This is a genomic window from Pseudarthrobacter sp. MOO13 (genome assembly GCF_058267655.1).
This window is the reverse complement of record NZ_CM177848.1, coordinates 50,430-76,438: the sequence shown is the minus strand read 5'-3', so window position 1 is coordinate 76,438 and position 26,009 is coordinate 50,430. Positions and strand designations below refer to the sequence as shown.

The window sequence follows — 26,009 nt, the reverse complement described above, 5'->3', positions numbered from 1 at the left end:
CGGAGCACGGGTCTAGACTGGTTTCGTTATGAATCGAACAATGTTCAAGTCCAAAATCCACCGGGCCACCGTCACGCACGCCGACCTGCACTACGTCGGTTCGGTCACCGTTGACCTTGACCTGCTCGAGGCTGCGGACATCCTTCCCGGCGAGCTGGTGTCCATCGTGGACGTCACCAACGGGGCACGGCTGGAGACGTACACCATCGCCGGTGAACGTGGCTCCGGCGTGATCGGCATCAACGGTGCAGCGGCGCACCTCATGCACGAGAACGACATTGTCATCCTGATTACCTACGCCCAGATGACCACCGAGGAAGCCAAGGCGTATGAGCCCCGGGTGGTCCACGTGGACCAGGGCAACCGGATCATCCAGCTGGGCAACGACCCCGCCGAGGGCCTCACCGCCGGCATGATGCGTCCGCCGTTCGCGCTGAACAACGCCACCCTCTGAACCCGGAGCGTGAAGTGCGGTAGACGCTCCCGCCACGGCCGCGGAGGGATCCCGTGCTAGGGGTCCTGGCAGGATTCTTCGTGGTCTGGTGCATCATCCTGGTGGGATGGTTCGTGGGCCGGCAAAAGATCCTCGGCGAGAACGCCCGGCCGGTATTGAGCGGCCTGACCTTCTTCGTGGCAAGCCCGGCGCTGCTCTTTGAAACGCTGAGCAAGGCACGGCTCCACGAAGTCTTTGCCCAGCCGCTGCTGGTGACGGCGGTGGCCGCAATCACCACGGCGTCGATCTTTTTCCTGATCGCACGCTTCTGGCTGAAGCGGGCCCTCCCGGAATCATTGATGTCCGCCATGTCCGCTTCGCTGGCGAACTCAGCCAACCTGGGTATTCCCATTGCGGTATATGTCCTGGGGGACGCCAGCTACGTGGCGCCCCTGTTGATCTTCCAGCTGGCCTTCTTCACCCCCATGTTCCTCATGGTCCTCGATTCGAGCACCAGCGCCCACCGCACCACTCCCCTGCGCTTCGTGCTCATGATCCTGCGGAACCCGATGATCGTCGGGTCCGCCCTGGGCCTGGTGGTGGCCGGTACCGGTTTCCAGGTCCCGGCGCTGGTGATGGAACCCATCCACCTGATCGGCGGCGCCGCGATTCCCGCCATGCTGATCGCGTTCGGGATGAGCCTGAACGGCACCCGCCCCTTGCAGGCTTCCGCCGGGCGCCGCGTGGATACCCTGCTGGCGAGCGGCTTCAAGCTCGCCGTCCAGCCCGCCCTTGCGTACGTTTTCGCCCGCTTCGCGCTGGGAATGGACGGCCACGCCCTCTTCGCGGTGGTGGTCACCTCGGCGCTGCCTACAGCCCAAAACGTTTTCGTGGCCGCCAGCCGGTACAAGACCGGGCTCACCGTGGCGAAGGACACCGTGCTGATCACCACGGTGGTGGCCGTGCCCGCCATGATCGGCGTCGCGCTCCTGTTGGCCTAGCTCCTTAACCGCACCACCCCAGCTTGGAGGGCTGATGAATACCAATCTTGACACCGTGGTGATCGGCGGCGGCGCCATGGGCTCCGCCGCCGCCTGGGCGCTGTCCCGCCGCGGCCGCCAGGTGACACTCGTGGAGCAGTTTGGGGCCGGGCACAAGATAGGTGCCTCGCACGGCGCCACCCGCAACCTGAATCCGGGCTACCACCAGCCGGACTACGTGGCCATGCTTGCCGAGGGCTTGTCGCTGTGGGAAGAGCTGGAGCAGGAGAGCGGCGTCCAGTTGCTGGCGCGCACGGGCATCGTCAACCACGGGCCCGGCTTCGACCCGGAGCAGGTGGCAGCGGCGCTGGCTTCGGCCGGGATCCGCGCCGAGTTCCTGGCGCCGGCGGAAGCCGGCGAGCGGTGGCGCGGCATCCGCTTCGACCGGCAGGTCCTGCACATGCCCGACGGCGGCCAGCTCAATCCCGAGGCCGCGCTTCCGGTGTTCCAGCAGCTGGCGGCAGCCCGGGGCGCCGAGATCCGGCACCACACCAAGGTGGTGGACTTCAAAGTGTTCGACGACGGCGTGCGGCTGGCGCTCGAATCCGCCGGAGTCACCGAGGTGGTCACCGCAGCCCAGGCCGTGGTGACGGCGGGCGGCTGGACGGAGAAGCTGCTGGCCACCGCAGCCGGGAACCATGCGGCCGGCATGCGCATCCCGGAATTGCGGGTCACGCAGGAGCAGCCGGCGCATTTCCGGGTGGCAGACGCCGGTGCCGTGTGGCCCGGGTTCAACCACTACCCAGGCCCCGACTACCAGGGCTGGTACTCCCCCGTGTACGGCATGCAGACCCCCGGTGAAGGCATCAAGGCCGGCTGGCACGGTGTTGGGCCCGTGGTGGATCCGGACCACCGGGATTTCCTGCCGGAGCCGGCCCAGCTCGCCGCCCTGCAGGCGTACGCGCGGGACTGGCTGCCCGGCGTCGACCCCGAGCAGTTCGAGGCCATCAGCTGCACCTACACCACCACCCCGGATGAGGACTTCGTCCTGGACCGGTTGGGCCCGGTGGTCATTGGCGCGGGGTTCTCCGGCCACGGGTTCAAGTTCACGCCCGTGATCGGCCGGATCCTGGCGGACCTTGCCACCGGGACGCGGGACGCACCGGCCATCTTCCGGGCATCCCGCTAGCCGCGGCTTTCACCTGGCCGCGGCATCCCGCAAGCTGCGGCTTTACGCTAGGTGGCGCTGCCCTCGGCGCTGCTGGGGACCGGCTGCCCGTCGGCATTTCCGGCGTCATCGGCCTTCACCGCCGGCATGGCCAGTACCGCTGCCACAGTGAGCAGCCCGGCCGCCAGCGCCGCCAGGAACACGGCCCCGGACGCGGCCACCACCGTGGCGGGGTCGGTATCGCCGCCGCTGCTGCCGCCGTAGATGGCGTTGGCCACGGCACCGAAGACGGCGACGCCCAGGGCGCTGCCGATGGACCGGGCAAACATATTGGTGCTGGTCACCACGCCGCGTTCGTGCCACGGCACGCTGGACTGGGCGGCGATGAGCGTGGGCGTGGCCAGCAGGCCCAGGCCCAGCCCGACGACGAAGCAGCTGATGGCGATCAGCGCCACGTTGGGAGATGAGGCAGTCAGCGACAGGATCAGCAGGCCCGCCACGGAAATGGCGATGCCGATCAGGGCCGTGGATTTGAAGCCGATCCGCAGGTAGAACTTGCCCGCCTGCGAAGCACTGAGGGGCCAGCCGAGGGTCAGCGCGGCGAGCGCCAGGCCGGCCACCAGCGGCGAGGAGGACAGCGCACCCTCAAGGTAGGTGGGGACGTAGGAGGTCAGGCCGATCATGACGGACCCGACCCCGAAGGACACCAGGGTGGTGGTGGCCAGCAGGCGCCGCGACACCACCCAGGAAGGCAGGATGGGCTCCGCCGCACGCCGCTCCACCAGGAGGAACGCGACCAGCAGCACGCCGCCCACCGCGAACACGCCAATGCTGATGGGCGAGTTCCACGCCCACGCCTGGCCGCCTTGGAGGGCGCCGAGGATCAGCAGGCCCAGGGATCCCGCCAGCAGCACTGCACCGGCAAAATCCACCTTGTGCTTGGCCCGTTCCACGTCCTCGTGCAGGGTGCGGACCAGCATCCAGCCGGCCAGCAGGCAAAGCGGCACGTTGACCAGGAAGATGCCTCGCCAGATACCCAGTGCCGAGAAGATGCCGCCCAGGCTGGGACCCACCACCGAGGAAACCGCCCACACGCTGGCCAGGTAGCCCTGGACCTTGGCGCGCTCCTGGAGGGTGTAAATGTCGCCGGCGATGGTCACGGACACCGGCAGCACCGCCCCGGCACCGAGTCCCTGCAGGGCCCGGAAGGCAATCAGGGAGGGCATGCTCCATGCCAGGCCGCAGAGCACCGAGCCAAGCAGGAACAAGCCAATGCCGGTGAGGATGATGGGCTTGCGGCCGGTCATGTCGGACAGCTTGCCGTAGATGGGCACCGAGACAGCCTGGGCCAGCAGGTAGGCGGAGAAAAGCCAGGGGAAGGAGGAGAACCCGCCCACATCGCGGACGATCGACGGTACGGCGGTGGCGACGATGGTGGAGTCGATGGCCACCAGCCCGGTGGACAGCATCAAAGCGATGAGGATCGGGCCCCGTTCGGAACGGAACCCCACTCCCTGGGCGCGGGCAGTCATTATGAGTCTCGTTTCAGTCTTTCGGGTCCCTGCTACCTCCACTCTAGGTACCCGGGACGGAAGCGGACTACCGCCTGCCCTGGTGTGCGTCCAGGAGCCGGGCGCAGCGGATGAAGCCCAGGTGCGAGTAGGCCTGCGGGTGGTTGCCGAGGTGGGTTTCGGTGCCCGGATCGTATTCCTCCGGGAGCAGCCCGGTGGGCCCGAAGAGGTTCACCAACTGGTCGAACAGGTCCCAGGCCTCGTCGATGCGGCCCACGGCCACGTAGGCCTCGATCAGCCACGTGGTGCAGATGTGGAACCCGCCCTCCAGGCCCGGCAGGCCGTCGTCGTACCGGTAACGGAACACGGTGGGGCCCACCCGGAGTTCGCGTTCGACGGCGGTGACGGTGTCCAGGAAGCGCTGGTCCGTGACGTCCAGCAGGCCCGAGAGGCCGATGTGCAGGACGGCGGCGTCGAGGTCCGGGCTGTCGTAGGCCACGGTGTAGGACCTGGCCGATTCGTCCCAGCCCTCGCGCAGGACCTCGTCGCGGATGGTTGCCGCCGCCGGCGCCCATGCCGGATCAGGCCGGCGGCCGTGGCGGGCCGCTGTCCGCAGGGCCCGGTCCAGGGTGACCCAGCACATCACCTTCGAGTAGACGTGGTGGCGGGCCGCGCGCCGGGCCTCCCAGATCCCGTGGTCCGGTTCGTGCCAGCGGGCCAGGACGGCCGATGCCATCTGCACCATCAGCTCCCAGTGGGCGTCCTCCAGCGACCCCTCCCGCCCGCTCAGCGCATGGATCAGTTCGGCGACCGGCCCAAAAACGTCCAGCTGGACCTGGTGGTCCGCCGCGTTGCCGATCCGCACCGGGCGGGATCCCGCGTACCCCGGCAGGCTGTCGACGACGGCTTCCGTGGAGAGCGGTGCGCCGGTCACCGAGTACAGGGGGTGCAGCCATTCGGGGCCCGGTGCGTGTTCGAGGATGCGGCCCAGCCAGTCCAGGAAACCCGCGGCCTCGGCGGTGGAGCCCAGGTCCACGAGCGCGTTGACCGTCATGGAGCCGTCGCGCAGCCAGCAGTAGCGGTAGTCCCAGTTCCGTGTCCCGCCGATGCCCTCGGGCAGGGACGTGGTGGGTGCGGCGAGGACGGCGCCCGTGGGCTCGTGGACCAGGGCGCGAAGCACCAGGGCTGAACGCCGCACCAGGGAAGGCTTGACGGAGGGCAGGGCGAGGTCCTGCACCCACTGGCGCGATTGCAGGGCCACCCCGGCCCGGCGCTCCGTCTCGCCGTCGGGATCCGCAGGCTGCGGGTCGGTATCGCCACAGCGCAGGTTCAACACCACGGGGCCGTCCTGCAGGTTCACCGACGCCGTGGCCGTGGCGTGGATGCCGTCCGAGGCGATGCTGAAGGTCACCCCCGGCGCGAACAGGATGATGGGATCCGAGGTCCCCACCACATGCAGTTCCTCTCCGCGCGATTCCATGCTGAACGGGGCGTTGGCATAGTCCGGCCTGGGCGCGAAGGTGATCCTCGCGGCGCCGTGGCCGGAGAGCACCCGCACCAGGCTGGTGATGCCGTCCGGGGCGGGCTCCAGGTAGTCGGTTACCGTCACGTCCGCCCACCGGGTTTCGACGATCATGGTGCTGTCCACATAGCGCTGGCCCAGCACCTGGGAGGCTTTGACCGGTTCCACGGAAAAGTGGCCGGCGGCGTCGCCGCCCAGGATATGGGCAAACAGGGATCCGGAGTCCGGCAGCGGGTGGCTCATCCAGCAGATCTTCGCGTCCGGGGTCAGCAGCGCGGTGGAGGAGCCGTTGCCGATCATCGAGTGCCGTTCCAGGCCGACGGCGTCCTCACCGAACAGCCAGGCCCGGCGCAGTTCGAAAAGGAGGGCCAGGACGCGGGCGAAGGCTTCGGGGTCGCGGACGCGGTGCGCGGCGGCGGTCTCACCGGGCCCGACCCGCAGTCCCAGGTCCGGACCGCGGAGGGTGGCGATGGCCAGTTCGTCGCTGTAGGCGTCACCGGCGAACATGGCGGCGCTGGCGCCGAGCCGGGAGCGGAGGCTTTCCAGTGCCTCCGCCTTGGACGGTTCCACCACGGAGAGGTCCAGCACGGACCCGTCCACGATGAAGAACAAGCCATGGAGGCGGGCGATTTCCCGAGCGGTTTCCGTGACCGATTCCACCACCTCCGGCGGCGCGGGCCGGGTGTGGACGGAAACGGCCACGGGCTTGCGTTCGATCCAGATGCCCTCCTGGAAGCCCACGGCCTCGTTGAGCGCGGCGTTGACCTTGAGCAGGACGGATTCGGTGGCCAGGCTCTGGGCATGTGCGAAGCCCATGTCCGTCTCCGCACCGTGCGACCCGATCAGGTGGACCTCCACGGGCAGCCGGGACACCGCCGCCAGGTCGCGCAGGGACCGGCCGGAAATAATCGCTGCATGCGTGTTCGGCAGGGCCGCCAGGGCGCGGAGGGCGATCGCCGCGTTGCCCAGGGGCAGGATCTCCGTGGAGATGCCCTCAGCCTCGCAGAGCGTCCCGCCGTAGTTGCAGGCCACCAGCAGGGACGGAACCCGGGCAAGCACCTTGAGTTCGGCCAGCAACGCGGGGGTGAGCCCGTTGTCCGCGGCATCGGACTGGATGAAGGCGCGGAGCATGTCCAACGGGAGCGAGCGGGTGAGCAGCGCGGATTCCGCCACGCTTTGGTTCAACGGCGTAGGCATCCAGGTACCCCTTCAAGGCAGAACCAGGCCGGGAACTCAGCCGCTGGATCGCCTGCGGACTACCGGTTGGTGCCCCGCCCGGAAATCCCAGCAATCCCTGACGGGGCAGTACCCATCTTCAGCCGCGGGGGTTTCCCCGGGGAGTCGCTTTCATTGCGTCCGTGTAAAAGCAGCGGACAGGACCTTCGGGCATCGTGCCCGGCGAAACCTCAGGCGCCCACCCGGGCCAGTCCGGCGGCCTCGGCCAGCAGCTCGACGGAGCGCAGCCGCGCCTCGGTGCCGGTGCTCTGGTGCGCCACGATGAGTTCGTCGGCGTCGGCGTGCTTGCCGAAATCTGCCAGGTAGTCCACCACGGCGTCCGGGGTGCCCACGGCGGAGTAGCGCATCATCTGGGCCACATGCTGTCCTTGCGGGGAGTCCAGGACCATGTCCGCCTCGTCGTCGGTGAACTCCCGGCCGCCGCCGAAGAACAGCGAGACGCGGGCGCGCTTGGTGGCCTGGAACATGGCTTGGGCCTCGGCGGCGGAGTCGGCGGCGATCACGTTGACGCCGGCGATCACGTGCGGCGCGTCCAGCTGCGCGGAGGACTTGAACTCGCGGCGGTAGATGGCCACGGCGTCCTGCAGGGCGGCGGGGGCAAAGTGCGAGGCGAACGCGTACGGGAGGCCCAGTTGCGCGGCCAGGCGGGCGCCGAACAGGGACGAGCCCAGGATGTACAGCGGCACGTTGGTGCCCTTGCCCGGGGTGGCCTCGACGCCCTGGATGCGGGTGGGGCCGGTCAGGTAGCCCTGCAGTTCCAGGACGTCCTGCGGGAAGCTGTCCGCGGACATGGGGTCCCGGCGCAGGGCGCGCATGGTGTTCTGGTCACTGCCCGGCGCCCGCCCCAGGCCCAGGTCGATCCGGCCGGGGTGAAGGGTTTCCAGGGTTCCGAACTGCTCCGCGATGGTCAGCGGCGAGTGGTTGGGCAGCATGATGCCGCCGGCGCCCAGCCGGATGCTTTCGGTGTGGGCGGCCACGTGCGCGATCAGCACGCTGGTGGCGGAGGAGGCGATGGAAGACATGTTGTGGTGCTCCGCGTACCAGACCCGCCGGTATCCGAGCTTCTCCGCGCTCTGCGCCATGGCCACGCTGCCCGCGAAGCTCTCCGCCGCCGTCTGGCCTTTGCCGATGGTTGCCAGGTCAAGGATGGAGAGGGGAAGAGTCACGTCAGGTGCCGGCCTTTCAAAAAACGTTTCGTGGGGCGTGCCCCCGGATGGCGGCGGGCACTTGATGCATAACGACGGCGGGCCCCGGCTTATTTCTGTGAGTTGCGGAATACTCAGCACGCTGATGATGTTGCCGACCCTATGAGCCAAGATTCAACGACGCAGCTGGAACTGTCCGCAACGATCGACCTCAAGGACCTGGGAACCGTGCACCGGCTCGGGTTTGGTGCCATGCGCATCGTCGGCGACGGGGTGTGGGGTGAGCCCGCAGACCGCGCCGCCGCCGTGGCCGTGGTGCGCCGCGCCGTCGAGCTCGGCGTGGATTTCATCGACACCGCCGACTCCTACGGCCCCAACATCAGCGAGGAAATCATCGCGGAGGCCCTGCACCCGTACACGGAGGGCCTGAAGGTGGCCACCAAGGTGGGCTTCACCCGCACCGGGCCCAACAAGTGGATCCCGGTGGGGCGTCCTGAATACCTGCGCCAGCAGACGGAACTGAGCCTGCGGAAGCTGAAGGTGGACACCCTGGACCTGCTGCAGCTGCACAGGATCGACCCCAAGGTGGACGCCGAGGAGCAGTTCGGTGTGCTGCGTGAGCTCCAGGACGAGGGCAAGGTCCGCGCCCTGGGCCTGTCGCAGGTGAGCGTGGCGGAGCTGGAGGCAGCCGGAAAGCACTTCACCGTCTCCACGGTCCAGAACCGCTACAACCTGACCGACCGGTCCTCGGAGGACGTGCTGCGGTACTCGGAGGAGAACGGCATCGGGTTCATCCCGTGGGCGCCGATCTCCGCGGGCGAGCTCGCCAAGCCGGGCGGACCGCTCGATGAAGCCGCCAAGCGCCTCGGCGCCACCACCTCCCAGGTGGCCCTCGCCTGGCTGCTGCGCCGTTCCCCGGTGATGATGCCCATCCCCGGCACCGGTTCCGTGGCCCACCTCGAAGAAAACCTGGCCACCGCCGGCCTCACGCTCGACGATGAGACGTACGCCGGGCTCGAAGCCGCCGGCAAGTAGAAACCCAACGACAGGAGAAACACCATGGCAAACATCCTGATGGTCGTCTCGGCCGCCGATTCCCTCACCATGAAGGACGGCAGCGAACACCCCACCGGCTACTGGGCGGAGGAGCTGGTGGTGTCCCACCAGACCTTGACCGATGCCGGCAACACCGTCCACATCGCCACCCCCGGCGGCAGGAAGCCAACAGTGGACCAGGTGAGCCTTGCCCCCGAATCGGCCGGCGGCGAGGACCGTGCGCAGGGCTTCCGCGACTACCTGGCCAAGATCGACGGCGAGCTGGCGCACCCGCTGGTCCTCGCCGACGTCGACATCAACGGCTATGACGCCGTGGTGATGCCCGGCGGCCACGGCCCCATGGCCGACCTGTTCAAGGACGCGGACCTGGGCCGCCTGCTGGTGGCAGCCAACAAGGACGGGAAGGTCATTGCGCCGTTCTGCCACGGCCCAGCCGGGCTGCTCAGTGCAACGGACGACGACGGCGGGTTCGCTTTCAAGGGCCGGCGCCTGACGGTCTTCACCAACAAGGAAGAACTCGGCGGCGGAACCGGCGAGAACACGCCGTGGCTGGTGGAGGACGCGCTCAAGGACAAGGGCGCCGTGGTGGAGAACGGGGCCGCCTGGTCCTCCAACGTGGTGCGGGACGGCAACCTCATCAGCGGGCAGAACCCGCAGTCCAGCGAGGACGTGGCCAAGGAAGTCCTGGCCGCGCTCAGCTAACGCCCGGCTGGCAGCGCAGGGCAAGGGGGACCGGTTCGCCGGTCCCCCTTTTGCGTGCCGCGGGCACCTCGATGGTGCGTGCCGCGGCGTCCGGGAGCGGCCCGTAATGTGACCGCCGCGGTCCTCCGGTTAACCGCCGTTACGCCCTGTATCTCCGGGTTTCGCGGCCTTTGGTTCCCCTGGCGGGGCTGCCGGATAGTGGCTGCAACGCGAACATTCCGCCGCATCCCCACCCACCTCCAAGGAGGAACCATTGGCCATCAAATCCACACCGTCCGCCGTCGTGGCACTCACCGTCGCAGCACTGCTGGGGCTGTCCGCCTGCGCCGATCCGGGCGCCTCGGCGGCGACAGCACCGTCGTCGTCATCAACCGCCAGCGCCGCGGGCAGGACCTTCAACCTGTCGCCGCAGCAGGACCGCTTCCCGGTGAGCAAGGACGCCGCCGCGGCGGCCCTGGTGCCTGAGGCGGTCAAGGCCGACGGCAAGCTCACCGTAGTGACCACGGGCGGCGCGGCGCCGCTGAGCCTGTTCGCCACGGACAACAAGACCCTGATCGGCAGCGAGGTGGACATCGCCTACGCCGTGGGCGGGGCCCTGGGACTGGACGTCGAGGTCCTGCCCGTCGCCTGGGCGGACTGGCCGCTGGGCATCGGATCGTCCAAATACGAGGCCGTGCTGTCCAACGTGACCGTCACCGAGGCGCGCAAGGAAAAGTTCGACTTCGCCACCTACCGCAACGACTTGCTGGGCTTCTACGCCAAGAGCGACTCCGGCATCGGGGAGGTCAAGGAAGCCAAGGACGTGGCGGGCAAGCGGATCATCGTGGGCTCGGGAACCAACCAGGAAGCGATCCTGGTGCGCTGGGACGAGGAGAACAAGAAGAACGGCCTGGCGCCGGTCCAGTTCCAGTATTACGACGACGATTCCGCCTCAAGCCTGGCCCTCCAGTCCGGACGTGCGGACCTGACCTTCGGACCCAACGCCGCCGCGGCGTACAAGTCCGCGCAGGACGGCAAGACCAAGCAGGTGGGCACGCTGAACGGCGGCTGGCCGCTGACCGCGCAGATCGCCTTCACCACCAAGAAGGGCAACGGCCTGGCGGTTGCCGCGCAGGCAGCGCTGAACCACCTGATTGACGACGGCACCTACGCCAGGATCCTGGACCGCTGGGGCCTCTCTTCCGAGGCGATCCAGAAGTCCGAGCTGAACCCGGCGGGCCTGCCCAAGAAGTAGGCGGCCCGCCGACGAATGGATCCCCGCCGGGTTGTGAGCATGCCGCTTGCTCCCGGCGGGGATTCTTCTGTTTTGGCGGGTATCCGGGAAAGTGCGCTCCGCGCCGGGAGGCAATAGTCTGGCCAGATGGGGACGAGTGCCGTGAACTCCGGCGAACAGGTGGACAGGCAATCGCGCATCCTCGAGGCGGCGATGGACCTGCTGTCCCGGCATGGCATCGCCGGGGTGAGCATGCGGTCCGTGGCCCGCGAAGCAGGCGTGGCGCTGGGCCTGGTGAACTATTACTACGATGACAAAACCACGCTGATCCGGGCTGCCCTGCGGCGCGTGGACGAGCATGACCTCCTGCTGGTCGCGCCGGACCCGTCGCTGCCCCCGGACGAGCAACTCCGCAAGGCGTTGCGGCGGGTGGCGGCCAAGGATTTGCTGACCACCCGCTACCTGTCCCTCCGCCTGCACCTGTGGGCCCTGGCCCAGGCCGACGAGGACTACGCCCAGATCAACGCAGTGGCCTTTGACCGTTACATCGACGGCGTCGCCGCGCTGGTGTCCGCCGCCCAGCCCGCACTGTCCTGGGAGGCCTGCAGGGACCGGGCGGCGGACATCGTGGTGATCCAGAACGGCGTGTGGCTGACGGCGCTGCTCGGCGTCGACACGGCCGCCATCCAGCGGAGCATCGAGCGGACGGAGCAGATCGCGTTCGCTCCCGTCCATGACGGAAGCACGGGCAGCGCGGAACTCCGCCCGCACTGAACGACCGGCCGCGGTCACGCCGGCAGCCCCTCAGTAACATTGAACGAGCGTTCAAAAAAGTATTGAACACTCGTTCAAGGTGCATTACTGTCCTTCCTATGACTTACGCCACACCAGCGCGGGAAGCCGCCCAGAGCACTGCACCCGAGGCAGCAGCCACCCTGTTCATCAACGGCGCGTGGGAGCCGGCCGCGTCCGGCGCTGTCCGTGAAATCCGCAACCCGGCCGACGGCGAACTGGTCGCCACGGTCTCCGAGGCCGGCCGCGAAGACGCCGAACGGGCCATTGCCGCGGCCCGCGCCGCGTTCGACGCCGGCGTTTGGTCCTCGGTTCCTGCCCCGGAGCGCGGGACCTTCCTGTTGAAGGTGGCCGCCGGACTCCGTGAACGCCGGGAAAAATTCGCCCGCGCCGAGTCCCTGGACACCGGCAAGCGGATGGTCGAAAGCCGGATCGACATGGACGACATCGCCGCCTGCTTCGAGTACTTTGGCAGGCTGGCCGGGCAGCAGGCGGGCCGCATCGTCGACGCCGGGAACCCCGCCGTGGTCAGCAGGATCGCTTACGAACCCGTGGGCGTCTGCGGCCTGATCACCCCGTGGAACTACCCCCTGCTCCAGGCGGCGTGGAAGATCGCGCCCGCGCTGGCGGCCGGGTGCACGTTCGTCCTCAAACCCTCCGAGCTGACCCCGTCCACCGCCATCCTTGCCATGCAGCTGCTGCAGGACCTTGGCCTGCCGGACGGCGTCGCCAACCTCGTCACCGGGGCAGGCGCTGAGGCGGGCGCACCGCTCTCGGAACATCCCGACGTCGACCTCGTCTCCTTCACCGGCGGCCTGGAAACGGGCAAGCGGATCGCGGCGGCGGCCGCGGGCACCGTCAAGAAGGTGGCCCTGGAGTTGGGCGGCAAGAACCCCAACGTCATTTTCGCGGACGCCGACTTCGACGCCGCCGTGGACAATGCCCTGAACGGCGCCTTCGTCCACTCCGGGCAGGTCTGCTCCGCGGGAGCGCGGCTGGTGGTGGAGGAATCCATCGCCGAACGCTTCGTGGACGAGCTGGTCCGCCGCGCCCGGGAGATCCGGCTGGGCGGCCCGTTCGACGACGACGCCGAGACCGGCCCCTTGATCTCCGCCGCCCACCGGGACAAAGTCAGCGCCTACGTCCAGCGCGGTGTCCAGGAGGGCGCACGGCTCCGGACCGGAGGCGAGGCACCTTCCGGAGGGAAGTACGACGCCGGGTTCTACTACCAGCCCACCATCCTGGACCAAGTGAAGCGCGGCATGTCCGTGGTCACCGACGAGGCATTCGGCCCGGTGGTCACGGTCGAAACGTTCCGCACCGAAGACGAGGCCGTGGCCACCGCCAACGACACCATCTACGGGCTGGCCGGCGCGGTGTGGACCCAGGACGCCGGCAAAGCGCAGCGGGTGGCGTCCCGTCTGCGGCACGGCACCATCTGGATCAACGACTACCACCCCTATCTCCCGCAGGCCGAGTGGGGCGGCTTCGGCCAGTCCGGCGTCGGCCGCGAGCTGGGCCCCACCGGCCTGGCCGAGTACCAGGAAGCCAAGCACATCTACCAGAACACCAGCCCCCAGGTCACCGGCTGGTTCGCTGACCACGGCAAGGAGAACTAGATGCACTACGACAACATCGAGGACCTCACCGACCGCGGGTTCGACTACGTCGTCATCGGCGGCGGATCCGCCGGTGCCGCCGTCGCCGCCCGGCTGAGCGAGGATCCGGAGGTGACCGTGGCCCTCGTCGAAGCCGGCCCGGATGACCGCAATATCCCGGAGATCCTGCAGCTGGACCGGTGGATGGAACTGCTCGAATCCGGCTACGACTGGGACTACCCCATCGAACCGCAGGAAAACGGCAACTCCTTCATGCGCCACGCCCGCGCCAAAGTGATGGGCGGCTGTTCCAGCCACAACTCCTGCATCGCCTTCTGGGCGCCGCGTGAGGACCTGGACGAGTGGGAAGCCAAGTACGGCGCCACCGGCTGGAACGCCGACGCAGCCTGGCCGCTGTACCAGCGGCTGGAGACCAACGAGGACGCCGGCCCGGACGCACCGCACCACGGGGACTCCGGCCCCGTGCACCTGATGAACGTTCCCCCGGCGGATCCTGCCGGCGTCGCGCTTTTGGACGCCTGTGAGCAGGCCGGCATCCCCCGCGCGAAATTCAACACGGGCACCACCGTGGTCAACGGAGCGGGTTTCTTCCAGATCAACCGGCGCGCGGACGGCACCCGTTCCTCCAGCTCCGTCTCCTACATCCACCCCATCATCGACCGGCCCAACTTCACCCTGCTGACCGGCCTGCGCGCCCGCCAGCTGGTGTTCGACGCGGACAAGCGCTGCACCGGCGTGGACGTGGTGGACGGGGCGTTCGGCCGTACCCACCGGCTCTCCGCGCACCGCGAGGTTATCCTGTCCACCGGTGCCATCGACTCCCCCAAGCTGCTCATGCTCTCCGGCATCGGCCCGGCAGCGCACCTGGCCCGGCACGGCATCGAAGTGCTGGTGGACTCCCCTGGCGTCGGCGAGAACCTGCAGGACCACCCGGAAGGCGTGGTGCAGTTCGAGGCCAGGCAGCCCATGGTGCAGACCTCCACCCAGTGGTGGGAGATCGGCATCTTCACCCCCACCGAGGACGGCCTGGACCGCCCCGACCTGATGATGCACTACGGTTCGGTTCCGTTCGACATGAACACGCTGCGGCACGGCTACCCCACCACGGAAAACGGCTTCAGCCTCACCCCCAACGTCACCCACGCACGCTCCCGCGGCACCGTGCGGCTGCGCAGCCGCGACTTCCGCGACAAGCCCATGGTGGACCCCCGCTACTTCACGGACCCTGACGGCCACGACATGCGCGTCATGGTGGCCGGCATCCGCAAGGCCCGCGAAATCGCGGCCCAGCCTGCCATGGCGGAGTGGACCGGCCGCGAACTCTCGCCCGGCATCGAGGCGCAGACGGACGAGGAGCTGCAGGACTACATCCGCAAGACCCACAACACCGTGTACCACCCGGTGGGCACAGTCCGCATGGGCGCAGCCGACGACGACATGTCGCCGCTGGACCCCGAGCTGCGGGTCAAGGGCGTCACGGGCCTCCGCGTGGCCGATGCGTCCGTCATGCCCGAACACGTCACCGTCAACCCCAACATCACCGTGATGATGATCGGCGAGCGCTGCGCCGATCTGATCCGGGCCGCCCAAACGGCCGCGGACCGCACGGCCGAAGAGGCCATGGAAGAGAAGGAGCTCACCACGTCCCTCGCCTGAGCGGCAGGACCTAAGGGGGCCGTTTCCCCAACGGCAACGGCCCCCGCCAACGTCATTCCGCCGCACCCCAGGGCGGCCGGTCCAATCGTGCTTTCTGATCCAGGAGTCCATAGTGGAACCCAGCAAGAGTATTGATTCAAGCGGCATGGACGAATTCGGCTACACCCAGACCCTTGACCGGAGCATCGGCAAATTTGCCAGCTTCGCCGCAGGTGTCAGCTACATCTCCATCCTCACCGGTGTTTTCCAACTGTTCTATTTCGGTTTTTCCATGGCCGGCCCGGCGTACGCCTGGTCCTGGCCCATCGTGTTCGTCGGCCAGCTGATGGTGGCCCTGTGCTTCGCCGAACTGGCCGGCCGCTACCCGGTGGCCGGTTCCGTGTACAACTGGGCCAAGCGGCTCGCGTCGGGGACCTCGTCCTGGCTGGCCGGCTGGCTGCTGCTGCTCTCCTCCATCATGGCCTTGGGCTCGGTGGCGCTGGCCCTGCAGATCACGCTGCCGCAGCTCTGGTCCGGCTTCCAGTTCGTCGGTGACGGCACCGGCCCGTACGACTTCGCCATGAACGGCGTGGTGCTGGCCACCATCATGATCACCATCTCCACCCTGATCAACGCGTTCGGCGTGAAGCTGATGACCCGGATCAACAGCATCGGCGTGTTCGTGGAACTGGTGGCCGCCGTGCTGCTGATCCTGGCCTTGGGCTGGCATGTGGTGCGCGGCCCTGAGGTTTTCTTCCAGACCAACGGCTTCGGCGAAGGCCACGACCTTGGCTTCTTCGGCGTCTTCCTGATCGGCGCCATGGCTTCCGGCTACGTCATGTACGGCTTCGACACCGCCAGCTCCCTGGGCGAGGAAACCAAGGACCCCAAGAAGACCGCTCCCAAGGCCATCCTGCGCGCCGTCACGGCATCGTTCCTGCTGGGCGGCGGGATCCTGCTGTTCGGCATCCTGGCCGCACCGGACCTCACCGACCCGCAGGTGGGGTCTCCCGACGGCGGCCTGCAGCACATCGTGCTCTCCGTCCTGGGCGGCCCGTTCGGCAAGGCCTTCCTGGCCTGCATCGTGGTGGCCGTGGTGGTGTGCACCCTGGCCGTCCACGCCGCCGCCATCCGGATGATGTTCGCCATGGCGCGGGACAACAACCTGCCGTTCAGCCGGCAGCTCAGCAAGGTGGATCCCGTCCGCAGGACCCCCACGGTCGCGGCGATCGTCATTGGCGTCCTGGCCGTCCTGCCGCTCCTGGTCAACGTCACGCAGCCGGCGATCTTCACCATCCTGTCCAGCATCAGCATCGTCCTGATCTACCTCTCCTACCTCCTGGTGACGGTTCCCCTGCTCCGCAAACGGTTCCTGAAGAAATGGCCGCTGGCCGAGGACGGTTCCGAGCCAGGGTTCTGCCTGGGCAAGTGGGGGGTTCCGGTGAACATCCTGGCGGTCCTGTGGGGTGCCGCCATGACAGTGAACCTGGTGTGGCCGCGCCCGGAGATCTACAACTCGGTGCCGCCGTTCGAGTGGTACCTGCAGTGGGGCGGAGTGATCTTCGTGGCCGCGGTGGTGGTTGGCGGGACCCTGCTCTACCGGCTGAAGATCCGCCACCAGACCGGGGTGCTGGCCGAGCATGCTGCGTCCGTTGCCGCCCATCCGTCGTCCAATGACCCGCGGTACGACGCGCCGGAGGACGCGGTGCCGGCCAACGCGGTCCTGGCAACCGAAAGCTAACAGCACTGAAACAGAACGGCCGACGACGGCGCCCACCCGGGTGCCGTCGTCGGCCGTTGCACGGGGCCGGGTGCGCGCCGGGCCGAGACGTTGCGTCACACAAGGCGACCGCCTCCGGTTCCCGGCCCGGCACGCCCTACCCTTGACAGGTGACATTGACTAAGACCCGCACCGCCGCCGCGAGCTCCCTCGCCGCCGCCGGCCTCCTGCTGACCCTTGCCGCCTGCTCCACGCCGGCCGCCACCCAGTCCGCTCCCTCCGCATCCGCTTCCACCTCGGCAACGGCCAGCGCCTCTGCCTCCGCCGGGCCCTGCACCGGGGTGAAGGTCGTGGTGGATTCCGCCTCCCTGAAGCAGTCCGCCGCCGACACCTCCGCCTGCGTGCCCGCGGACGGACCCACCCTGGCATCGGACGTGCTGGCCAAGGCCAACGTGAAGATCGGGGGCACCGCCAAGTACCCCACGAGTTTCGCGTGCCGCGTCAACGGCGTGCCCGCTGCGGACTTCGACATCAAGCACAAGGGCGGCACCACCCGCGAAGCGTGCGATGACAAAAACGCGGTCTCTTATTGGGCCCTCTGGGTGAAGCCCGCCGCCGGCGCATGGGCCTACGCGCAGGAAGGCCTGGACACCCTCAAGCTCAGCCCCGGCGAGAGCCTTGAACTGCTCTACACCGTGGACAACGAACCGGCTGCACCCGCGGCATGACCTTCCGGCCCGCGCCGTTGCGCGCAGCAGCGGTTCTCGCTGCTGTGTTCATTGCGGCGCGGGTCCTCTACCGGGTCCTCTTTAACGGGGCGGGTATCGGGGAGCCGCTCCTGCTGGCCCTGCCGCCGCTGCGGCTTCCGGCTCCGTACGCCCACGTGGTGTTCCTGGGCCCGGTCACCGCCCCGGGGCTGTGGGCGGCGGTCCTGTCCGCGCTGCCCATTGCCGGGCTGATCCTGGGCTTCGGCCTGCTCAATGCGTGGGTGGATGTGTCCCGCGGATTCGTCCGGCTGGCCCGGGGCGGCCCGCTGCAGGGCGTGGCCCGGATGCTGGTGGTGGCGTGGGCGGCGCTCCCGGCACTCGCCGACGCTGCGGCTTCGGTGCGCCTGGCGTTCCGGTTGCGTGGCGAACGCTTTGGGCCGCGGGCCTTGGTGCCCGTCCTGGAGCGCACCCTCGAACATGCCGGCCGGGTTGCGGCGGCCCTGGAGCTGCGCGGCTTCGCGGGCCGGCCCGTACCGCCACCGGCCGCCGGAAGCGACGCGCCGCTGGTGGTCCGGGACGCGCTGTTCCGGGTGGGCGGGGCGCAGGTGCACGCGGCCGGGTTCGCGCCCGCCGGCGGATCCCTCACCGTGATCACCGGGCCCACGGGGTCCGGCAAGTCCACCGTCCTGCGCGGCATCGCGGGGTTGCTCTCCCACGTCGACGGCGGTGGCATCTCCGGCACGGTGCAGGTGGCCGGCCTTGACCGCGCTGCCGTACCGCCGCGGGACACCGCGCGCCTGATCGGCGTGGTCCTGCAGAATCCCCGCGCCGCCTTTGCCAGTACACGGGTCCGGGACGAGATTGGCCTGGCCCTGGAGCTGCGTGGCGTGGGCCGGCCGGCCGCCAAAGCCCGGGTGCTGGAGGTGGCGGAGCGGGTTGGGGTTTCGGCGCTGCTGGATCGGGATCCCAGCACCCTCTCGGCGGGTGAGGCAACGCTGGTGGCCATCGCGGCCGCCGTCGTGGACCATCCCGTCCTGCTCCTGGTGGACGAGCCGCTGGCCGACCTGGATTCCACTGCCAGGGCCCGCGTGACCGCCGTGCTCGGCAGCCTTGCGCACCACTCCGGGGTGTGCGTGATCGTGGCGGAGCACCGTGCGGAAGCGCTGGTCACCGTCGCCGATTCCTGGTGGTCCCTTGAGGGCTGCGTGCTGGTGGCGGGTACGGCCCCAACGCCCGCGCCCCTGCGTCCCTTTGTTGGTCCAGCCACGGCGCCGCCGGCCTCCGCGCCCGTGCTGGCGGCCGTAAACCTGGCCGTGCACCGCGGCGGCACGCCCGTGGTGCGGGAGGCTTCCCTGGCCCTGCATCCCGGCGAGATTGTGGCGCTGGTGGGCCCGAACGGTGCCGGGAAGTCCTCCCTCCTGGTGGCGCTGGCCCTCGGTGAGGGGACCAGCGGTTCAAGGACGGACGACGGCGGCCGGGTGGCGTTGGTGCCGGACGCCTCGGACGACCTCTTCACCAGGGACACCGTCGCCGGCGAGTTGCGGGCGGCGGAGCGGCGCCTGGCGCGGGGAAAGCCGGGCCAGCCTGCGGAGCCCGGCTTTGCGGCGTCCCGGCTGGCCCTCCTGCGGGGCAACGCCAGCATGCCGATCGGGCATGAGCATCCCCGGGACCTGTCCGCCGGCGAGCGCAGGATCCTTGCCATGACGTTGCAGACCATGGACCGGCCGCAGGTGCTCCTGATTGACGAGCCCACCCGCGGGCTGGATCCCGCGGCGCGGACGGCGGTGGCGGCGGCGTTGCGGGCGGCCGCGGATGACGGCGCCGCGGTCCTGTTCGCCACCCACGATCTCGAGTTTGCGCACCGGCTTGGGGCCCGGATCCTGCCGATGCGGGACGGGGTGGCGCCGGCCGCCGTGACAGCCGGGGCAGCCGTGACAACAGAAGCTGCCGTTCCCGCTGCACTACCCGTGGCCTCGGCCCGGGCCGCCGGGCGCCGGCCTGACCTGCCTGCCGCGAAGCCGGCCCGCCGCCCTCGAATGCCGCGCGCCGCCGAGCTGGCCGTCCTGGCGGCAGCAAACCTGCTGGCGTTGGCGGCGTTCTGCTGGCCGCTGCTGGCCGCGGCACTGCCGCAGGATGCCGCTGCGGCCACCCCGTACGCTGCCTTGGCCATCGCACCCCTGGCGGCGGCCGCCGTCGTGGTGGCCCTGGACGGCTCGGTCCGCTCGGCACACACCGTGGCGCTGCTCGGCGTCCTCGCCGCGGTAGGTTCCGCGGTCCGGGTGGCGAGTACCGGCGTCGGCGGCGTGGAGGCCGTGTTCATCCTGCTGGTCCTGGCGGGCCGGGCGTTCGGTCCGCGGTTTGGCCTGCTCCTCGGCGCCGCCACCATCGCCGTCTCCAGCGTGCTGTGGGGCGGAATCGGGCCGTGGACACCGTTCCAGATGTTCGCCTGCGCCTGGGTGGGTGCCGGAGCCGGGCTGCTCCCCCGCCGGGTGCGCGGCAGGGCAGAGCTGTGGATGCTTGCCGGGTACGGCGTGGTGGCGTCCTATGTGTTCGGCCTGCTGCTCAACCTGTGGTTCTGGCCCTTCGCCGTGGGCAGCGGCACCGGGATTTCCTATGTTCCGGGCGCACCGCTGGGCACCAACCTCGGCAGCTTCCTGCTCTACTCACTGCTGACGTCGACGGCGGGCTGGGACACCCTGCGCGCCGTCACCACGGTCATCGGCATCGCCGTGGTGGGGCGCGCCGTCCTGGCCTCGCTCCGCCGGGTGAAGCCGGTGGCCGGCGCCGCTTCCGGCGCGGACGGCCGGGCCGCCAGTGTGCCGTCACCGCAGGTGCGGGACCGGCGCCAGCTCACCCCGTGACGCAGGAAGGTTGCCTCCAGCCAACGAATTTGTGACACTGTTGTCCTCTGTTCCCCAGTGTTAGGCAATGTTTTGACGGGCATTTCAGGTTTCGCGACGCAGTCCGCGCGCTGACACTTCCCTGATGCCCCAAGGGCCGGCAAGTTCAGCGCTTCATCCGCTGAAACCACCCGGAGCCCGATGCCGATCCACGGCTTTCTTTCCCCCGCACTGATTTCCTGCCCCGCAGCATACGCCTGCCCATTCCCCGGGCCGCCGTGGCCGCCCACCGCCACGTCCCGTCCGCCTTAGGACCCGCTCCTTTTCGGACCTGACCTTGGCGAACCGCGGCCCAGCCGCCCAACACCCTGTTTTGGGAGCACCATGCCTGCAACAAAAAATCCATCTATCGTCCTCACGGACGTGCATTTCCGGTGGCCGGACGGCTCGCCGGCGTTGTCCGGGATCTCCGGGAGCTTCGGGCCCGGGAAAACCGGGCTCGTAGGAACCAATGGCTCCGGGAAGTCAACGCTGCTGCGACTCGTGGCCGGGACCCTCACACCGACGGCCGGCAGTATCAGCACGGGAGCCGACGTCGGCTACCTTCCGCAGACCCTGACGCTGCACGACGATGCCACCCTGATGGAGCTGCTCGGGATTAGGGACAAAGTCCGTGCCCTGCGGGCTATCGAATCCGGCGACGCGGCGGTGGAGCACTTCGATGTGCTGGGCGACGACTGGGACATCGAGGCCCGTGCGGACGAGGCGCTGGAGGGGATCGGCCTGACCGGTGTCGGGCTGGACCGGCGCGTGGGCGAACTGTCCGGCGGGGAAGCCATGCTGGCCGCCATCTCCGGGCTCCGGATCCGGCGCACCCCCATCACCTTGCTGGATGAACCGACGAACAACCTGGACCGCGGGGCACGCTCGGCGCTCGGAGGGATGCTGGCTGACTGGCCGGGCAGCCTGGTGGTGGTCAGCCACGACCTGGCACTGCTGGAACTCATGGACAGCACGGCCGAACTGTACGAGGGAGGGCTCACGGTGTTCGGCGGCCCCTACAGCGAGTGGCAGGCGTACCTGGACAGCCAGCAAGCCGCAGCCGCACAGGCAACCCGTGCCGCTGAACAACTGGTGAAGAAGGAAAAACGGCAAAAGCAGGAGGCGGAATCGAAGCTCGCCCAACGGGCCAGGACGGGCCAGGCCAGCTACGACAATAAGAAGGGATCCAAGATCCTGATGAACCAGCGGGCCTTCGATGCCCAGGTCTCAGCCGGACGAATGCGTTCCGGCATGGACGCCAAAGTGCAGGCCGCGCAAGCGGCCCTGGACGCCGCCGTATCAAGGGTGCGGGACCAGGACCGGATATCCCTGAACCTTCCCGACCCGGACGTTCCGCGCGGCCGGCGGATCGCGGAACTTCGGGGCACCAACCGCTCCTTCGTGGTGCAGGGCCCGGAGAAGGTGGCCATCACCGGACCCAACGGCGCCGGCAAGACCACACTGCTGGAACGCTTGATGGGCGGTGTCCCGTGCATGGAGGGCCAAGCCGGTGGAAGCCTGCTGACGGACCGCGCCGGCTACCTGCGTCAACGGCTCGACGGGCTGCGGGAAAAGGCCACAACCCTCGAAAACGTGCAGGACGCCGCGCCGGACGTGCCTGCGGGTGATGTCCGCAACCAGCTGGCCCGGTTCCTCCTCCGCGGCGACAGCGTGAATCGGCCGGTACACACACTCTCCGGCGGTGAGAGGTTCAGGGTTTCCCTGGCCCGGCTGCTTTTCGCCGACCCGCCGCCTCAAGTCCTGATCCTGGATGAGCCAACCAACAACCTGGACATCCGGAGCGTTGACCAGCTGGTGGAGTCGCTCGGGGCCTACGGCGGCGCCGTCATCGTGGTCAGCCACGATGACGCCTTCCTGGACCGGCTGGACCTGGACCTCATCCTCGGCATGGGACCTGACGGGTCGTTGACGGAGCTGGCCTCGCTGCCTGGCGCGGAATGACAAGAGCCCGGCGCCGCTTCCGGCGCGGACGGCCGGGCCGGCGCCGGCTCACACCTTGAAGTACTTGGCCTCCGGGTGGTGGAACACGAACGCGTCGGTGGACTGTTCGGGGTGCAGCATGAGCTCATCGCTCAGGACCACGCCCATACGCTCGGGCTTCAACAACTCGGTGACCTTGCGGCGGTCCTCCATGTCCGGGCAAGCGGGGTAGCCCAGCGAGAACCGGGCGCCGCGGTAGTCGAGCTTGAAATACCCTGCCGTGTCCTTGGGCTCCTCGGCCGCGAAGCCGAGCTCTTTGCGGATCCGGGCGTGCCAGAACTCGGCCAGCGCCTCGGTCAGCTGCATGACCAGTCCGTTGAGCTCGTAGTAGTCGCGGTACTGGTTGGCCGCGAACATCTTGGACGTGAACTCTTCGATCTTGGAGCCGGCGGTGACCAACTGCACGGGCAGTACGTCGATCTGTCCCGATTCGCGGGACTTCACGAAGTCGGCCAGGCACAGGTGCCGGTCGCGGCGCTGGCGCGGGAAATCGAAGCGCAGGCGGTCGGTGCCGATGGGACCGCCTGAACCACCGTCCGGGGCGAGCAGGCCCGCCTGGCCCAGGACGCCGTCGGGATCCTCGCCGTGGTGCAGCACCACCACCTGTTCGCCTTCGGAGACCACGGGGAAGTAGCCATAGGCTACCGAGGCGTCCAGCATGCCCTCGCCCAGGATGCGGTCCAGCCAGTAGCGCAGTCGCGGCCGGCCTTCGCGTTCCACCAGTTCCTCGTAGGAGGCGCCGTCCTCGCCGCGGCCGGGCTTGAGGCCCCACTGCCCCATGAAGGTGGCGCGCTCGTCGAGGAAGGCGGAGTAGTCGTGCAGCGAGACGCCGCGGACAATCCGGGTGCCCCAGAACGGCGGCGCGGGGACGGGGTTGTCGGTGGCGACGTCGGACCGGCCGGGCATGGCCTCGGGCTCGGTGATGGTGAACTTCGGGCCGCCCTTGTGGATGCGCTTCTTCAGCGGCGGCAGGCCCACGGAGTCCGGGTCCTCGCCGCGGGCCACGCGGACCAGCGGTTCCATGAGGGCAAGGCCCTCGAAGGCGTCCTTGGCGTACCTGACGGTGCCCTCGAACTGTTCGGCCAGGTCCTGCTCCACGTAGGCGCGGGTCAAGGCTGCGCCGCCCAGGATGACCGGCCACTTCTTGGCCAGGCCGCGGGTCTGCAGTTCGGCGAGGTTTTCCTTCATCACCACGGTGGATTTCACCAGCAGCCCTGACATGCCGATCACGTCGGCGTCGTGTTCCTCCGCGGCGGCGATGATCTCGGCGATGCCCTGCTTGATGCCGATGTTGACTACCTTGTAGCCATTGTTGGTGAGGATGATGTCCACCAGGTTCTTGCCGATGTCGTGCACGTCCCCGCGGACGGTCGCGATCACCATGGTGCCCTTGCCGGAGGAGTCGGCTTTTTCCATGTGCGGCTCAAGGAGCGCCACGGCGTTCTTCATGACCTCGGCGGACTGCAGCACGAACGGCAGCTGCATTTCGCCGGCACCGAAGCGTTCGCCCACCACTTTCATGCCCTCAAGCAGGTGGTCGTTGATGATGCCGAGCGGGGTCATGCCTTCGCTGCGGGCCAGGTCCAGGTCCTCTTCCAGGCCCTTGCCTTCGCCGTCGATGATGCGCCGTTCCAGGCGGGCGCCGGTGGGCAGGGCGGCGAGTTCGGCGGCGCGCTGGTCCTTGAGCGCTGCGGTGTCGACGCCGGCGAAGAGGTCCAGCATGCTGGCGAGGGGGTCGTAGGTGGTGTTGCCGTCGGCGTCGTATTCGCGGCGGTCGTAGACGAGGTCCAGGGCCACCTTGCGTTGCTCTTCCGGGAGGGAGGCGAGCGGGACGATTTTGGCGGCGTCGATGATGCCGCTGGTCAGGCCGGCCTGGACGGCTTCGTGCAGGAACACGGAGTTCAGGACCATGCGGGCGGCCGGGTTGAGGCCGAAGGAGACGTTGGAGACGCCGAGCGTGGTGTTGATGCCGGGGTATTTGGCGGTGATCTGGCGGATGGCCTCGATGGTTTCGATGCCGTCGCGGCGGGTTTCCTCCTGGCCGGTGGCCACGGGGAAGGTGAGGCAGTCGACGATGATGTCCTCCACCCGCATGCCCCATTCGCCCACCAGGGCGTCCACCAGGCGGGAGGCGATGGCCACCTTGCCCTCGGTGGTGCGGGCCTGGCCCTCTTCGTTGATGGTCAGGGCGATGACGGCGGTGCCGTGTTCCTTCACCAGCGGCATGATGCGGGCGAAGCGGCTGTTGGGGCCGTCGCCGTCCTCGTAGTTGACGGAGTTGACCACCGGGCGGCCGCCGATGAGTTCCAGGCCTGCCTGCAGGACTGGCGGTTCGGTGGAGTCGATGACCAGCGGGAGGGTGGAGGCGGAGGCGAAGCGGGAGACGACCTCTTTGATGTCGGCGACGCCGTCGCGGCCCACGTAGTCCACGCAGACGTCCAGCAGGTGGGCGCCGACGCGGATCTGTTCGCGGGCGATGTCCACGCAATCGTCCCAGCGTTCTTCAAGCATGGCTTGGCGGAAGGCCTTGGAGCCGTTGGCGTTGGTGCGTTCGCCGATGGCCAGGTAGGCGGATTCCTGGTCGAAGTTCACGTGCTGGTAGAGGGAGGCGACGCCGGCCTCGCGCTCGGTGGGGATTCGCGCCGGTGCGTTGCTTGCCTTGGCGTCCACGGCTTTGGCGCGGAAGGGGGCAAGGCGTTCGACGACGGCGGCCATGTGCTCCGGCGTCGTACCGCAGCAGCCGCCTACCAGGCCCAGGCCGAATTCGCGCACGAATTGTTCGTGCGCGGTGGCGAGTTCGGTGGGGGTGAGCGGGTAGTGCGCGCCGTTGGCGCCGAGGATGGGCAGGCCGGCGTTGGGCATGCAGGCGATGGCGACGGAGGACTGCTTGGAGAGGTGGCGGAGGTGTTCGCTCATCTCGTCGGGGCCGGTGGCGCAGTTCAGGCCAATGGCGTCGACGCCGAGCGGTTCGAGGGCGGTGAGCGCGGCACCGATTTCGGAGCCCATGAGCATGGTTCCGGTGGTTTCGACCGTCACCTCGACGAAGATGGGGAGGCGGATTCCCTTGGAGACGATGGCCTGTTTGCAACCGTTGACGGCAGCCTTGGTCTGCAGGAGGTCCTGGCTGGTTTCGATGAGGAACGCGTCCGCGCCGCCGTCGATGAGGCCCTCGGCCTGGAGGGCGAAGGTCTGCTTGAGGTAGTTGTAGCTGGTGTGGCCCAAGCTGGGGAGCTTGGTGCCGGGGCCCATGGAGCCGAGGACCCAGCGCATGCGGCCGTCTGTTTCTTCCGCGGCTTCGGCGCGTTCGCGGGCGATGCTGGCGCCTTTTCTTGCCAGCTCTTCGATGCGGTCATCGATGCCGTAGTCGGAGAGGTTGGACCAGTTGGCGCCGAAGGTGTTGGTCTCGACGGCGTCGATGCCGGTGGCGAAGTAGGCGTCATGGATATCCGCGATGACGTCCGGGCGGGTGTCGTTGAGGATCTCGTTGCAGCCCTCGAGGTTCTGGAAGTCCGTGTCGAGCTGGAGGTCCCGGCCCTGGAGCATGGTGCCCATGGCGCCGTCGGCAATGACCACCCGGTGGTTCACTGCGTCCAGGAGTTCCTGGGAACGGGCGGGGCGGGGGACGGACTCGATGTCCAGTGCGAAACGAGGCGTTTAATCAGGTTACGTGTGGGGGCGCCAACGTTG

At 68.7% G+C, this 26,009-nt stretch carries 17 protein-coding genes; 13 read left to right on the top strand and 4 right to left on the bottom strand.

Annotated elements, in window-relative coordinates; translation table 11 throughout:
• Positions 1-28 precede the first annotated feature (28 nt).
• From panD to AC4EEO_RS00275, 3 genes are read left to right on the top strand one after another with little or no spacing between them, the layout of a single operon-like run.
• Entirely contained in the window at positions 29-454 is a 426-nt protein-coding gene (gene panD, locus AC4EEO_RS00285) for an aspartate 1-decarboxylase (RefSeq protein ID WP_461839462.1), read from the top strand.
• A gap of 53 nt (positions 455-507) precedes the next feature.
• Positions 508-1,434 carry an AEC family transporter gene (locus tag AC4EEO_RS00280; RefSeq protein ID WP_491339605.1) on the top strand — a complete coding sequence of 309 codons (927 nt, stop codon included), beginning with the start codon at positions 508-510 and terminating at the stop codon, positions 1,432-1,434.
• Positions 1,435-1,468: 34 nt separating this feature from the next.
• Positions 1,469-2,602, top strand: coding sequence for an FAD-dependent oxidoreductase (locus AC4EEO_RS00275; RefSeq protein WP_491339604.1), 1,134 nt, complete (start codon positions 1,469-1,471; stop codon positions 2,600-2,602).
• A 47-nt stretch (positions 2,603-2,649) separates the two neighbouring features.
• Here the strand turns inward: AC4EEO_RS00275 and AC4EEO_RS00270 are convergent, their stop codons facing one another.
• The 3 genes from AC4EEO_RS00270 to AC4EEO_RS00260 form a co-directional block, all read right to left on the bottom strand.
• Positions 2,650-4,113 (bottom strand): MFS transporter, encoded by a 1,464-nt coding sequence (locus AC4EEO_RS00270; protein ID WP_491339603.1) that lies wholly within the window; start codon positions 4,111-4,113, stop codon positions 2,650-2,652.
• Positions 4,114-4,180: 67 nt separating this feature from the next.
• Complete coding sequence (locus AC4EEO_RS00265; RefSeq protein WP_491339602.1) at positions 4,181-6,811, bottom strand: trehalase-like domain-containing protein; 2,631 nt, start codon at positions 6,809-6,811, stop codon at positions 4,181-4,183.
• A 209-nt stretch (positions 6,812-7,020) separates the two neighbouring features.
• A complete protein-coding gene (locus tag AC4EEO_RS00260) occupies positions 7,021-8,016 on the bottom strand; it encodes an LLM class flavin-dependent oxidoreductase (protein WP_491339601.1) in 996 nt (331 codons plus the stop codon).
• A gap of 141 nt (positions 8,017-8,157) precedes the next feature.
• Here AC4EEO_RS00260 and AC4EEO_RS00255 point away from each other — a divergent pair, with 141 nt between their 5' ends.
• The 10 genes from AC4EEO_RS00255 (at position 8,158) to AC4EEO_RS00210 (ending at position 22,283) form a co-directional block, all read left to right on the top strand.
• Positions 8,158-9,030: an aldo/keto reductase gene (locus AC4EEO_RS00255; RefSeq protein WP_491339600.1), complete on the top strand. Its 873-nt coding sequence runs from the start codon at positions 8,158-8,160 to the stop codon at positions 9,028-9,030.
• Positions 9,031-9,054: 24 nt separating this feature from the next.
• Positions 9,055-9,753: a type 1 glutamine amidotransferase domain-containing protein gene (locus tag AC4EEO_RS00250; RefSeq protein ID WP_491339599.1), complete on the top strand. Its 699-nt coding sequence runs from the start codon at positions 9,055-9,057 to the stop codon at positions 9,751-9,753.
• A 253-nt stretch (positions 9,754-10,006) separates the two neighbouring features.
• Complete coding sequence (locus AC4EEO_RS00245) at positions 10,007-10,987, top strand: ABC transporter substrate-binding protein (RefSeq protein ID WP_491339598.1); 981 nt, start codon at positions 10,007-10,009, stop codon at positions 10,985-10,987.
• 126 nt (positions 10,988-11,113) lie between these two features.
• Positions 11,114-11,740, top strand: a complete 627-nt coding sequence (locus tag AC4EEO_RS00240) for a TetR/AcrR family transcriptional regulator (RefSeq protein ID WP_051083403.1) — start codon at positions 11,114-11,116, stop codon at positions 11,738-11,740.
• 98 nt (positions 11,741-11,838) lie between these two features.
• Positions 11,839-13,377 (top strand): aldehyde dehydrogenase family protein, encoded by a 1,539-nt coding sequence (locus AC4EEO_RS00235; protein WP_133831935.1) that lies wholly within the window; start codon positions 11,839-11,841, stop codon positions 13,375-13,377.
• The gene (locus AC4EEO_RS00230; protein WP_491339597.1) at positions 13,378-15,033 is read left to right on the top strand and encodes a GMC family oxidoreductase; all 1,656 of its coding nucleotides are present in this window, start codon (positions 13,378-13,380) and stop codon (positions 15,031-15,033) included.
• A 145-nt stretch (positions 15,034-15,178) separates the two neighbouring features.
• The gene (locus tag AC4EEO_RS00225) at positions 15,179-16,753 is read left to right on the top strand and encodes an APC family permease (protein ID WP_491330869.1); all 1,575 of its coding nucleotides are present in this window, start codon (positions 15,179-15,181) and stop codon (positions 16,751-16,753) included.
• A gap of 149 nt (positions 16,754-16,902) precedes the next feature.
• Positions 16,903-17,460 carry a hypothetical protein gene (locus AC4EEO_RS00220; protein ID WP_491339596.1) on the top strand — a complete coding sequence of 186 codons (558 nt, stop codon included), beginning with the start codon at positions 16,903-16,905 and terminating at the stop codon, positions 17,458-17,460.
• Positions 17,457-20,300, top strand: coding sequence for an ATP-binding cassette domain-containing protein (locus AC4EEO_RS00215; protein WP_491339595.1), 2,844 nt, complete (start codon positions 17,457-17,459; stop codon positions 20,298-20,300). The genes AC4EEO_RS00220 and AC4EEO_RS00215 overlap by 4 nt, the downstream gene beginning before the upstream one ends.
• A gap of 363 nt (positions 20,301-20,663) precedes the next feature.
• The gene (locus tag AC4EEO_RS00210; protein ID WP_491339594.1) at positions 20,664-22,283 is read left to right on the top strand and encodes an ABC-F family ATP-binding cassette domain-containing protein; all 1,620 of its coding nucleotides are present in this window, start codon (positions 20,664-20,666) and stop codon (positions 22,281-22,283) included.
• Between the two features lie 48 nt (positions 22,284-22,331).
• Here AC4EEO_RS00210 and metH read toward each other — a convergent pair whose 3' ends face one another.
• On the bottom strand, positions 22,332-25,916 hold the full coding sequence (gene metH, locus AC4EEO_RS00205; protein WP_491340374.1) for a methionine synthase: 3,585 nt from the start codon (positions 25,914-25,916) through the stop codon (positions 22,332-22,334).
• Positions 25,917-26,009 lie beyond the last annotated feature (93 nt).